Genomic DNA, 12,388 nt, shown 5'->3' on the forward strand with positions numbered 1-12,388 from the left:
GCCGCCCGTCACGATCAGAAACGAGAGGAAAACCTGATGTTTCGCATTGCTGCCTGTTCGACCACCGCGCTGGCCCTGTCGCTGTCGGCCGCCGCTGCCGCACCTGCGATCGGCCTGGCGGGCGACCGCACGCTGGTGATGTTCGACACCTCGACCCTGCAAGTGACCGGCATGGTCGAGGTCGAGGGCGTCAACCGCCTGCACGGGATCGACCTGCGCCCCGCCGACCAGACGCTGGTGGGCGTGACCGACGACAACCGCATCGTCACCATCGACCCGGCCAGCGGCGCGGTCGGCGAATTGTCCACGATGAACACCCCCCTGCCCGAGACCGACGTTCAGGTCGTGGTCGATTTCAACCCCGCCGCCGACCGGCTGCGGCTGATGACCGGCACCACCAACCACCGCGTGAACGTCGATACCGGCGAAGTCATCGTGGATGGTGTGCTGGCCTTCGAATCGGGCGACGCGAACGAGGCCGAGACCGCGCAGGTCGTGGCCGCCGCCTATACCAACAGCTTCGGCACGCCCGATTCGACCGCGATGTTCGATCTGGATGCGGGTCTGGGCGCGCTGCTGCGGCAGACCTCGCCCAATGACGGGATCCTGGCCACGATCGGCTCGCTTGGCATCGAGACCCCGGGCGAGGTGATGGGCTTCGACATCCAGACGACCGAGGCGATGGAAAACACCGCCTGGCTGGTGACGAACAACACCCTCTACACCGTCGATCTGGAAACCGGTGCCGCGTCCGAGGCCGGCGCAATCGAAGGCGCCGAAGCCCCGATCCGCGACCTGACGATCATGCCCGCCATGTGATCCCGTCGCCACCGCGACGGGGGGGTGCGGCAATCCGCGCCCCCTTTTGGCCCCCCTTGAACGCCCCGCCGCGCGCCGACGCAGCGGGGCCGCACAGAATAGCGGTGGACAGCCGCGCCACCAGCCCGCAACATAAGTGCAGGATCGTCCGTGTATGCGGACGTGAAACGATATGACACGGGAAAAATGCGCATTTCATCTCAGGGCATGGTTTCCCCCGGTCGCGCGACCGGCCTGACCGAAGGCAAGCGAGGCTGGCAATGACCGACACCCTTTCAGACCTGCTTCGTTCACGATTGGACAAGCGGCTGGCCGAGACCGCCGCGGGCTTCGGCGCGGCCTCGCCCGCGCTTGGCCGCGCAATGGAGGATGCGGCCCTGTCCTCGGGCAAGCGGTTCCGCGGCGTGCTGCTGCTGATGGCGGCCGAGGCCGCGGGCGGCGCCTGCGACGCCAGTGTCGATGCGGCGGCGGCGCTGGAGATCGTGCATGCGGCCTCGCTGGTGTTCGACGACCTGCCCTGCATGGACGATGCCAGCCTCAGGCGCGGCAAGCCCGCCACCCATATCGCGCATGGCGAAAGCCGCGCGGTGCTGGCCGGGATCGCCCTGATCACCGAGGCGATGCGTCTTTTGGCGACCGCGCGCGGGGCCGAGCCCGCCGTTCAGGCGCGGCTGGTCGCGATCCTGTCCCATGCGCTTGGGCCGCTTGGGCTATGTGCCGGACAGGATCTGGACCTCAGCGCGGAAAAGACGCCCGACGGGGTGCAGCGCGAACAGGACCTGAAGACCGGCGTCCTGTTCATCGCCGGGCTCGAGATGCTGGCCGCGCTGAAGGGGATCGAACAGGACGAGCTTGAGGCGATGATCGCCTTTGGCCGCCAGCTTGGCCGGGTGTTCCAGTCCTATGACGACCTTCTGGACCTGCTGGGCGACAGCGCCTCGACCGGCAAGGACACGGGCCGCGACCGGCGCGAGGACGGCCCTGCGCGGGGCGTCCTGGCGGTGGCGAACCTTCAGGACGTGTCACGCGGATACGAGGCGCGGCGCGCCGAACTGGACCGGATGCTGCGCGGGCGCCGCATCCATCACCCGGAAATCCAGGACCTGCTGGCCCGCGTCCTGCCGCATCAGCTGAAGCGCCAGGCCTGAAATCCGCGCCTAGTCGCGCCCGTGCGTCCGGGTCCACAGCCCGTCGCGCCCCGGCGCGGCGGCAGGCAGGCGCGACCGCGCGACATCCCAGCCGCCGCGCAAGGCAAGCCCCGCCTTGGCAGCCCCCGAGGTGCGGATGCGCGCGCGGTAGGCCTGCGGCCCGCCCTGACGGATGCGCGTTCCAATCGCCCGATAGATCCGCGCGGCGGAAGCGATGGACCACGCGCAGCGCGGTGACAAGGCGGGCAGCCCCGCCATCGCGGACGCGTAATAGGGCTCGGCCGCGTCCAGCAGGCGCAGGATGACGGCATAAAGCATCTCGGACGGGATCTCGCCCTCGATCCGGGCGCCTGCCTCGTCCAGCCAGTCGCCGGGCAGATAGACGCGCCCGATCCGGGCATCGTCCATCACGTCGCGCGCGATGTTCGTCAACTGAAAGGCCAGCCCCAGATCGCAGGCGCGGTCCAGCACGGCCTGATCGCGCACGCCCATGACCCGCGCCATCATCACGCCCACCACCCCCGCGACGTGGTAGGAATAATCCAGCGTATCGCCAAGCGTCTGGTATTCGCGCGCCTCGACATCCATTGCAAAGCCCTGGATCAGGTCCAGGGGCCATGCCTCGGGGAAATCGTGGCGGCGGGCGACGGCGCGCAGGGCCTCGAAGGGCGCGGACATGGGCCGGTCGTCATGCAGCGCCGCCAGCGTGTCGGCGCGCAGCGCCTCCAGCCGCGCCTCGGGGTCGTCGGCCAGTTCGGGGCGGCTGCCCATCTCCTGCCCGTCGATCACGTCATCGGCGTAGCGGCACCACGCATAGAGCATCACCGTATCGTCACGGATGCCCGCAGGCATCAGCCGCGCCGCCGCCGCGAAACTTTGCGAGCCCTGCGCGATGGCCTGCTGGCTGGCCGCGACCGTCTGGTTCATGCCGCACCCGCGCCCGGCATGGCGTCCGACAGCATCACCTGCGCGGTGGCCTTTGCGCTGCCCACGACGCCGGGGATGCCCGCGCCCGGATGGGTGCCGGCGCCTACCAGATAGAAGTTGCGGATCACCTTGTCGCGGTTATGCGGCCGGAACCACGCCGATTGCGTCAGGATCGGCTCGACCGAGAAGGCGCTGCCGTGATGGGCCGACAGCTCGGTCGAGAAATCGGCGGGCGTGAAGATGCGCGTCGTGGTCAGGTTGGCGCGCAGGTTCGGGATCAGCCGTTCCTCAAGACTGGCCAGGATGCGGTCGGCATAGGCCGGGCCTTCCTTGGCCCAGTCGATATCCGCGCGGCCCAGATGCGGCACGGGGGCCAGGACATAATGCGTGGACATGCCCGCAGGCGCCATGTCCGGGTCCGTGACCGAGGGCGAATGCAGATAGAGCGAGAAATCCTCGGCCAGTTTCGGCCCCTTGAAGATCTCGTTCACCAACTCCTTGTAGCGCGGTCCGAACAGGATCGTGTGATGCGCCAGCCCCTTGGGCATCTCGCGCAGACCGAAATGCAGCACGAAGAGCGACATCGACCAGCGCTTGCGGCCAAGCGCGCGCGCCTGCCCCTGCCCGCGTTCGGTATGGCCCAGAAGATCGCGGTAATTGTGCATCACGTCGCCGTTGCTTGCCACCATGTCGGCATCCAGGCGCCGGCCATCGGCCAGCGTGACGCCGGTGGCGCGGCTTCCCTCGGTCTCGATCCGGGCGACCTTGGCGTTCAGCAGCACCTGCCCGCCCAGACGCTCGAACAGCGCGACCATGCCCGCGACCAGCCGGTTGGTGCCGCCCTTGGCGAACCAGACGCCGCCGCGCCGTTCCAGCGCGTGGATCAGCGCATAGATGGAGCTGGTGGCAAAGGGATTTCCGCCCACCAGCAGCGTGTGATACGAAAAGGCCTGCCGCAGATAGGGGTCCTTGATGAAGGTCGCGACCTTGGAATGGACCGAGCGATAGGCCTCGAGCCGCATCAGGGCGGGGGCAGCGCGCAGCATCTGGCCCAGCTTCAGGAAGGGCACGGTGCCAAGCTTCACATAGCCTTCCTGATAGACCTCTTCGGCGTAATCGCGGAAACGGCGATAGCCCGCCAGATCGTCGGGGTTGAAGCGCGCGATCTGTTCTTCCAGCTGGTCGGCCTCGTTCACATAGTCGAAGACCTTCCCGCCCGGCCAGATCAGCCGGTAGAAGGGCGTGACCGGCACCAGCGTCACGTCGCGCGCCATGTCCTGCCCGCTCAGCGCCCAAAGCTCTTTCAGCGCGTCGGGATCGGTGATGACCGTGGGGCCCGCGTCGAAGATGTGGCCCTGATCGTTCCAGACATAGGCCCGTCCGCCCGGCTTGTCGCGGGCCTCGACCAGCGTCGTCGCGATGCCCGCCGATTGCAGGCGGATCGCCAGGGCAAGGCCGCCAAAGCCCGCACCAATCACGATGGCTTTCGTCATGTGTCACCTTTCAGGAGGGGTTTCTCGGGCAGACAGGGCAGGGCGCGGCGGATCGGGATGGGCGGCTTGCCGGTCACGATCCGCAGCCTGTCGGCCCAGGTCAGGCGGCCCGCATAGAACCGCTCGATCAGCGGTTCGGGCAGGCGGTAGAAGCGTTGCAGCAGCCGGTAGCGTTCCGGGCCGGGGCAGCCGCGGAACAGCATCCGGTTCAGAAGCCGCAGGAACCGGTCCTGATGCGCGCGGGCCAGCGCGAAGTCGCGCACGGCGCGGCGCACGGCCCCGGTGGTCAGGTCGGGCAGAGAGGCGATCAGGTCCGCGACCTCGACCGCGACGGGCAGCGAATAACCGGTGACCGGGTGGAAGAAGCCCGCCCGCAGGCCCACCGGAACCGGCCCCTCGGCCCGGTCGCGCCAGAAGCCCGCCGCGTCATGGGCCAGGGCAATGGGCAGGATGCCACGCTCGCGCCGCACCTCGCGCCCGGTCCAGCCCTGCGCGGCGGCGTAATCATGGGACGCGCGGGCCAGCCTTGCATCCTGCAGGTCGGCGCCGTCGCTGTAGCGCGTATCCTCGATCAGGATGCGGGTCGGGCTGAAGGGCAGCAGGTAGATGAAGCGGTAGCCGTCGCGCTGCGGCACGGTCGCATCCATGATGACCGGGCGTTGCACGCCGTGGGGGGCGTCGCATTCAATCTCGATGCCGACGAATTTCTGGTAGCCCGTGACCAGATGCGGGCCGGGCTGTGGGCCGCGTCCGTCGATGATGCAGGGCGCCTCGAACCGGCGGCCGTCCAGCAGAAGCGCATGGCCCGCGCCCAGATCGGTGACGGTCGCGTCGTGGATCACCTGCGCGCCCGCCTCGGCCACCAGTCGCGCCAGCCCTGCCCCGTCGATCGAGTTGTAGCCCGCCCTCAGGCGCCGCGCATGGGTCGGAAAGCGGACCTCCTGATCGGGCCAGTCGCCGCGCTTGGCCGGGGCCAGCGCCTTGTGCCAGGCCGCCGGGATGTCGGGATCGTGGAACGACCAGGTATGCGCGTCCGAGGGGCCGGGCGCCGTGTCCAGCAGCAGCACCGACAGGTCGGGCCGCGCGCGACGCAGCGCCAGCGCGATCAGGCTGGAGGCCAGCCCTGCCCCGGCAAGGATGATGTCAGCCTTCATGCGCGGACCTCATTCGGCAGCCTCGTGGATGCGGGCACCGGCCAGCACCGCCTCGATCAGGTCGGCACCGCGTCGAACGCCGCCCGCCGCGCGCAGTTCCTGCTGCGCGCGTGACAGGCTGTCGCGCCAGCGCGGCGCGTCCAGCAATTGCGACAGCGCCGCGCGGATCGCGCCCGGCGCGGCGCGGGCGTCAAGGCGCAGGCCAAGGCCATGCGCCTCGATCCGGGCGGCGATGCCGGGTTGTTCAAAGGCCAGCGGCATGGCCAGCATCGGCACGCCCGCGGCGGCGCTGTCCAGCGTGGTGTTCAGCCCGCCATGCGTGATGCAGACCGAGGCGCGGCCCAGCACCGCCCTTTGCGGCCACAGCGCGCGGGCCAGCGGGCGGCCGGGCAGGGCCGCCACCTCGGCCTCGGTCAGCATCCCGGCATGGGCCAGAACCAGCGTCACCGGCAGGTCCGCCGCCGCCGCGCAGATCGCGTTCAGCATCCGCGCCCTGCGCCCCGACAGCGTGCCAAGCGAGGCGAAGACCAGCGGCCGCTCGGATTTCAGCAGCTCTGGCGGCAGGTCGCCATCGGGTTCCGCGTCGCGTAGCGGCCCAAGCCCCACCGAATGCGCGGGCCAGGGGCGCGGGAAATCCAGCGCGGGGACGATCTGGCGCAGGTCCAGCCGGTCGCTGATCCAGCCACCCGCACCCGGACGCGGCGCCAGCCCGTGGCGGCGGCACCCTGCCGCCAGGGCGCGCCGTTGCAGCACCATCAGCGCATCCGAGACCCGCCAGCCGCCCTGATTGCGCCGCCTTGCGCTGTCGCTGTCCTCGTGCGGCCAGGGCAGGAAGGGTGGTGGCACCGAGGCATCGCCATCCAGCGGCAGACCCGCCGCCAGCGTGACCCAGGGAACCCGCGCGGCCTCGGCGGCCAGGGCAAAGCCCGGCTCGGCCTGATCGGCGACGACCAGATCGGGACGCAGGGCCTGCAAGGCCGCGGGCGCGTGACGGATCACGCCGCGGGTCGCACGCGCGGTGCGCCACAGCGTCATCGCCAGCCCGGCACCGCCCAGATCGGGCTCGTCCCATTCCATCGCGTGGGCCGGCAGGCCCTGCGCCAGAGGCACCAGCCTGCGGCTGCCCAGCAGCACGCAATCATGGCCCCGCCGCGCCAATTCACGCGCCAACGGAGCATGGGCGCCCAGATGGCCGCGCATGGCGGGCAGGCAGAATGCAATGCGGGCCATGCCCTCAGCGGTCCTGCGCCGCGGCTTTGTCCTCGTCCCGCCTCAGCGCGCCACCCCGGCGCAACTGATCCTTCAACTGGTCCAGCGGGGGCGCATAGACGAAGCCGAAGCTGACGCAGCCGTCGCGCCCCTCGACCGCGTGATGCATCTTGTGCGCCTGATAGACGCGCCGCAGATAGCCCTTGCGCGGGATCGCCCGAAACGGCCAGCGCTGATGCACAAGGCAGTCATGCATCAGCAGATAGATCACCCCATAGACCGACATGCCGACCGCGACCCACCACAGCCAGCCCGAGGTGAAGATGAACAGCCCAGCCGCGATCACGGCGAAGATCAGGCCATAGAGGTCGTTCTTCTCAAACCCGCCCTGATGGTCGCCATGTTCGTCATGGTGCGATTTGTGCCAACCCCAGCCAAGCGGACCGTGCATGATCCAGCGATGGACGGAATAGGCGACCAGTTCCATCACGGCGACAGTGGCCAGAACGATGGCAAGGGGAAGAAGCCAGCTCATTCGGCGCCCCCCTTGCGGGTGCGGGGCAGGCGCCACCACGGCACATGCGGATAAAGGTGATGTTCGTGATGATAGCCGCCGAAATGAAAGCAGCTGAGGAACGAGATCGGGTCGCTGACCCGCGACGACCGGGCGCGATGGCGGTCCGGGAAGGTCTCGGCCTCGCGCGGCATGTGGGGCAGGTAGGTGCCGAAATAGAACAGCTGCATCGAGGCCAGGATCGACGGCACCGACCAGAAGGCGACATAGGCCCAACGGTCGCCCAGGATCACCGCATAGAGGATCGTCGCACCGCCCAGCAGAACCGCCTCGCGCGCGCCGAAATAGGTGCGGACGAATTTCAGATACCAGCCGACCGGGCCGCCATGGCCGAAATCGGGGTCGTCATCGGTGCCCGCATGGCGGTGATGGGCCATGTGCTTGACGATCAGCTTGCGCCAGGAAAAGCCCGCGAACAGCCACAGGACAAGCTGCCCGATCGCCGCGTTCAGACGCGGACGGCCCGGCGCGACGACGCCGTGCATGGCGTCATGGGCGATGATGAACAACCCGGTCGATAGCCAGGTCAGTCCCGCAAGCGCAACCAGCGCCAGCAGCGGATGGGCCAGCGCGTCCAGGTGCCAGACGGCGGCGACATGCAGCACCGCCCATGCGGCGATCACGATGGCGGCCAGCGTCAGGCTGGTGCGGGCGTCGGTGCGATGCGTGGGATGAGCGGTGGTCATATGTCCGATCCTGCCTTACGCGCCAACACTAGACCCCTGCCCGGCGCTTTGCCAGCCATCATCCTGTCGCAGCAATGTCGCATGGCGCAGCGCCGCCAGATCGGGCGAGCCGGTGCAGAACATGGCGATCCGCAACTGGGCGATCACCTCTTCGAAATGTGCCGCCAGCGCCTCGGCGCTGGTGCGGGCGGCGGCCAGCGCATGGGCCGCCTGCCCCGCCAGATCGGCGCCCAGCCGGATCGCGCGCGCGACGTCCAGCCCGTGCCGCACCCCGCCCGAGGCGACCAGAACGCCCCCCGGCGCCATCACGGGCGCCACCTGCCGCAGCGCCTCGGCCGTCGGGATGCCCCAATCGTGGAAGGGCGCGGCGATGCGGCGCAGGGCGTCGGGGCCGCGCTCGGCCTCGACGCGCGCCCAGCTTGTGCCGCCCAAGCCCGCCACGTCGATGATCGAGGCGCCCGCCTCGATCAGCCGCCGCGCGACGGGGGCCGAAAGACCCGCGCCGACCTCCTTGACGCCCAAGGGCACGGGCAGGGCGCGGGCCAAAGCCTCGATCCGGGGCGCGAGGCCCGCGAAATTGCGGTCGCCGCCGGGCTGGATGGCCTCTTGCAGCGGGTTCAGATGCAGGATCAGGGCGTCGGCGCCGATCATCTCGACCGCGCGCAGGGCCTGATCGGGGCCAAAGCCGTAATTCAGCTGCACCGCGCCGATATTGCCCAGGATCGGGATGTCGGGCGCCCGCTCGCGCAGGTCGCGCCCCAGACCGCCCGCCGCGCCATCCTCGACCGCGATCCGCTGCGAGCCGACCGACAGCGCGATCCGCAGATGCTGGCAGGCCTCGGCGATATGGGCGTTGATGCGCGCGGCCTCGACCGGGCCGCCCGTCATGGCCGAGACCAGCAGAGGCGCGCCAAGCGTCCGGCCCAGCAGCCGCGTGTCGGTGCGGATCTTGTCGAAATCCAGATCGGGCAGGGCATCATGCTGGAAGTGCACCGCGTCAAAGCCCGTGGCGCGGCTGTGCTGAAGGCCCCTGCCCTCGGCCACGATCTGGATATGCTGCGACTTGCGGCTGGTGATGTCGGTCATTCTGCGGCCCCTCTGCCAAGCCCCTGCCAAGACGGCCATTGCCGCGTCCGATGCAATGCGGCCAAGCGCCGCCCGGTTGCCGCGCTAAGGCCAGCATAAGGCGGCGCGTCCGGGCCGCAAGCGTCAGCCCAGATAGGCGCGCAGGCCCGGCGGCGGGTTGTCCAGCAGCGGGCCGGTCGGGCGGGGGGGATGGACGCGGCCGTCCTCGATCAGCAGGGTCGTGGGGGCGAAGGCGCGTGCATCGGCGGGGTCATGCGTGACCATCAGCACGGTCGCATCGCCCGCCACCTCGGCCAGCAGGGCCAGCATGTCGGATTTCAGCGCGGGGCCAAGCGCCGCGAAGGGCTCGTCCAGCAGCAGCACCGGGCGCGCGCGCAACAGCACGCGGGCCAGCGCGACGCGGCTTTGCTGCCCACCCGACAGATCGCCGGGACGCCGGGACGCCGTTCCGGCCAGCCCGACCCGGTCCAGCACCTGTTCGACCGCAGCCCTTTGCGCCCGGTCCAGCCGCAGATCAGGGCGCAGGCCCATGCCCACATTTTGTGCCACTGTCAGATGCGGAAACAGGTTGTGGTGCTGAAACAGCGTCGAGACGCGCCTCTGGCCCGGCGCCGTCGCGGCGATGTCCTGTCCCTGCCACAAGAGCCGCCCGCGATCGGGCGCCAGATAGCCGCCGATCAGCGACAGAAGCGTCGATTTGCCCGACCCCGAGGCGCCGATGACCGCGTGGCGGCCCTGCGGCACGGTCAGGTCGGCGGCCAGCGTGAAATCGCCCTGCCGGATCAGGATGTCTCGGAATTCAAGGCTCAAGCCGGCCTCCCTTGTCGAACAGCCAGAACACCCCGAAACTGAGCGCCATCAGCAGGACCGAGGCCGCCGCCGCATCCGCCATCCGGTAACTGTTCATCAGCTGGTAAAGCTTCAGCGGCAGGGTCGGCTGATCGCTGGCGAAAAGTGTGATCACACCCAGATCGCCCATTGACAGGGCCGCCGCAAGCCCCGCCGCAAAGCCAAGCGGGCGGCGCAGGCGCGGCAGGGTCAGGTATCGCAGCCGCGCCCAGCCGCGCAGGTCCAACGAGGCCGCCAGCCTGTCGTAATCGGCCCGCAGCGCCTGCGCCGCCGGGATCAGCGCGCGCAGCCCGAAGGGCAGCGCCATCGCCGCGTTCACCGCCACCGTCACGGGCAGCGCCATCTGCTGCGGGCTGACCGCGCCGCGCAACAGGATGAACAGCCCCGTCCCCAGCACCAGGGGCGAGGCGATCAGCGGCAGCATCCCCGCGACTTCGACCCAACGCGCGCGGCCTTGGGCGATGCTCAGCGCCAGCGCAAGGCAGGCGCCCACCGACAACAGCGCCGAGGCGACCGCCATGACGACCGAGCGGAGGGCCGCGTCCCAGACCTCGGGCGGCAGGGCCGGGATGCGCGGCAGACCGGTCGTGATCACAGCAATCATCGGCCAGAGCAGAAATCCCGCCGCCAGCGTGATCACAAACACATCGGTGGCAAGCGACCAGCCGCGCGGCGCGGGGATCGGCATGGCCGCGTCCATCCCCGCGCCAAAGCCCGCAGGCAGCGCGATGGCCCGCGCCGCCAGCAGGGCCGCGATGCACAGCGCAATCTGCACCAGCCCAAGCGTCGCGGCGCGGCCAAGGTCGAAATCGAAGCGGAAGGCCTGATAGATCGCCAGCTCGACCGTGGTGGCGCGCGGACCTCCGCCAAGCGCAAGGGCGACGGTGAACGAGGTAAGGCAGACCAGGAACACCGAAAGCCAGACACCCGGCAAGGTCGCGCGCAGCATCGGGCGTTCCAGATGCCGCGCCACGTCGCGGGGCGCGAAATCCAGACTGGCGGCCAGACGGAAGCGTTCCGCCGGGATCGCCTGCCAGCCTTGCAGGATCAGCCGCACCGACAGGGGCAGGTTGAAGAACACATGCGCCAGGATCACGCCCTGCCAGCCATAGATGCCGATTTCGGGCAGGCCGAGGGCGCGCATCGCCTCGTTCACGGTGCCGTTGCGACCGAAGACCGCGATCAGCCCCATGATCGCTACGATCACCGGCAGGATGAAGGGCGCGCCCAGTAGCGTGACCAGCAGCCCCCGCCCGCGAAAGCGCCGCCGCGCCAGCGCGCGGGCGACCGGGATCGCCAGCACCGCCGACAGCGTGGCCGACAGCGCCGCCTGCCACAGCGTGAAGCGCACCGCGCGCCAGTCCCATTCGGTCAGCCCGGTCAGGCCGCCCGCAAACCATGCGACCGCGGCCAGCGTGCCAAGGATCGCGGCAGCCAGAGCCGCCGCGACCAGATGGCCTAGTTGAAGGCGCGCAGCCATTCGTCCAGCGCGGGTTGGCGCAGGGCCTCGGCCTCGTCCTCGGAATAGAACAGCGTGGTTTCGGGGCGGGGCAGGTCGCGCATGACCTCGGGCCATTCATCCCGAGGCAGCGCGGCGGGCAGGGACCAGTTGGCCAGGGGCACGACCTGCTGGAACTCGGGCGTCATGATCCAGTCCATGAAGGCCTGGGCCAGTTCGGGCTGATCGGTCCCGGCCAGCTGGCCCGCAACCTCGGTCATGAAATAATGGCCCTCGGAGAAGATCGCGGCGCGCTTGGTGTCGTCCTCCTCGGCGGCGATGTGATAGGCGGGCGAGGTCGTGTAGGACAGCACCATGTCGGCCTCGCCGCTGGTGAACATGCCGTAGCTTTCCGACCAGCCGCGCGTCACGGTCAGCACCTTGGGCGCAAGCGCGGCCCAGGCCGCACCGGCCTCGTCGCCATAGACCTGTTTCACCCAGAACAGCAGCGCCAGCCCGGAAATCGAGCTGCGCGGGTCCTGGATGACGATACGCAGGTCATCCGCCTCAAGCAGCTCGGCAAAGCTGGCAGGCGGGTTTTCCAGCCGCGTCGTGTCATAGACAAAGGCCGTTTCGCCCCAGTTATAGGGCAGGAAGATCGGATCGTCCCATGCGATGGGCAGCGACATGTCGCTGGTGTCCTGCCCATGCGGCGCGAACAGGCCCGATGCGCGGGCGCGGGCCAGAACGTCGGTGTTCAGGCCAAAGACGATATCGGCCTGCGTGCCTGCGCCCTCCATCAGGATGCGGGGCAGGATGTCGCCGGTGACAAAGCGCAATTCGCAATCGCAAAACGCCTCGAAGCCGGATTTGATCGCGGGGCCCGGGCCCCATTCGCTGGCGATGTAATCCTCGGCATAGACCGTCAGCACGCGGTTTTCGGCCTGGGCCTGTGCCGCGACGGGCGCGGCCATCAGCAACAGGGCAAGGGCGGTTCGCATCGGC

The 12,388-nt window shown here is 69.6% G+C and carries 12 protein-coding genes; 2 read left to right on the plus strand and 10 right to left on the minus strand.

Translation table 11 applies throughout. From position 1 onward, the window contains the following. The first annotated feature begins 36 nt into the window (after nucleotides 1-36). A complete protein-coding gene (locus tag ACTZWU_RS00830; protein ID WP_444735455.1) occupies nucleotides 37-819 on the plus strand; it encodes a DUF4394 domain-containing protein in 783 nt (260 codons plus the stop codon). Nucleotides 820-1,079: 260 nt separating this feature from the next. After that, a complete protein-coding gene (locus ACTZWU_RS00835) occupies nucleotides 1,080-1,967 on the plus strand; it encodes a polyprenyl synthetase family protein (protein ID WP_444735456.1) in 888 nt (295 codons plus the stop codon). Nucleotides 1,968-1,976: 9 nt separating this feature from the next. On the opposite strand, the gene ACTZWU_RS00840 is transcribed toward ACTZWU_RS00835, so the two are convergent. From ACTZWU_RS00840 to ACTZWU_RS00885, 10 genes are all read right to left on the minus strand, one after another. Beyond that, nucleotides 1,977-2,894 carry a phytoene/squalene synthase family protein gene (locus ACTZWU_RS00840; protein ID WP_444735457.1) on the minus strand — a complete coding sequence of 306 codons (918 nt, stop codon included), beginning with the start codon at nucleotides 2,892-2,894 and terminating at the stop codon, nucleotides 1,977-1,979. Beyond that, nucleotides 2,891-4,387 (minus strand): phytoene desaturase, encoded by a 1,497-nt coding sequence (locus tag ACTZWU_RS00845; protein WP_444735458.1) that lies wholly within the window; start codon nucleotides 4,385-4,387, stop codon nucleotides 2,891-2,893. The genes ACTZWU_RS00840 and ACTZWU_RS00845 overlap by 4 nt, the downstream gene beginning before the upstream one ends. Further along, entirely contained in the window at nucleotides 4,384-5,541 is a 1,158-nt protein-coding gene (gene crtY / locus ACTZWU_RS00850; RefSeq protein WP_444735459.1) for a lycopene beta-cyclase CrtY, read from the minus strand. The genes ACTZWU_RS00845 and crtY overlap by 4 nt, the downstream gene beginning before the upstream one ends. A gap of 9 nt (nucleotides 5,542-5,550) precedes the next feature. Further along, a complete protein-coding gene (locus ACTZWU_RS00855; protein ID WP_444735460.1) occupies nucleotides 5,551-6,771 on the minus strand; it encodes a glycosyltransferase in 1,221 nt (406 codons plus the stop codon). Nucleotides 6,772-6,775: 4 nt separating this feature from the next. Beyond that, on the minus strand, nucleotides 6,776-7,285 hold the full coding sequence (locus ACTZWU_RS00860; RefSeq protein ID WP_444735461.1) for a sterol desaturase family protein: 510 nt from the start codon (nucleotides 7,283-7,285) through the stop codon (nucleotides 6,776-6,778). Next, nucleotides 7,282-8,010: a fatty acid desaturase gene (locus ACTZWU_RS00865; RefSeq protein WP_444735462.1), complete on the minus strand. Its 729-nt coding sequence runs from the start codon at nucleotides 8,008-8,010 to the stop codon at nucleotides 7,282-7,284. The genes ACTZWU_RS00860 and ACTZWU_RS00865 overlap by 4 nt, the downstream gene beginning before the upstream one ends. Nucleotides 8,011-8,025: 15 nt before the next feature. Next, the gene (gene fni, locus ACTZWU_RS00870; RefSeq protein ID WP_444735463.1) at nucleotides 8,026-9,096 is read right to left on the minus strand and encodes a type 2 isopentenyl-diphosphate Delta-isomerase; all 1,071 of its coding nucleotides are present in this window, start codon (nucleotides 9,094-9,096) and stop codon (nucleotides 8,026-8,028) included. 123 nt (nucleotides 9,097-9,219) lie between these two features. Then, entirely contained in the window at nucleotides 9,220-9,906 is a 687-nt protein-coding gene (locus ACTZWU_RS00875) for a thiamine ABC transporter ATP-binding protein (protein ID WP_444735464.1), read from the minus strand. After that, a complete protein-coding gene (locus tag ACTZWU_RS00880; protein ID WP_444735465.1) occupies nucleotides 9,896-11,425 on the minus strand; it encodes a thiamine/thiamine pyrophosphate ABC transporter permease ThiP in 1,530 nt (509 codons plus the stop codon). The genes ACTZWU_RS00875 and ACTZWU_RS00880 overlap by 11 nt, the downstream gene beginning before the upstream one ends. After that, nucleotides 11,404-12,384, minus strand: coding sequence for a thiamine ABC transporter substrate-binding protein (locus tag ACTZWU_RS00885; RefSeq protein ID WP_444735466.1), 981 nt, complete (start codon nucleotides 12,382-12,384; stop codon nucleotides 11,404-11,406). The genes ACTZWU_RS00880 and ACTZWU_RS00885 overlap by 22 nt, the downstream gene beginning before the upstream one ends. Nucleotides 12,385-12,388 lie beyond the last annotated feature (4 nt).

The organism is Paracoccus sp. NSM (assembly GCF_052379855.1).
Classification (GTDB): domain Bacteria; phylum Pseudomonadota; class Alphaproteobacteria; order Rhodobacterales; family Rhodobacteraceae; genus Paracoccus.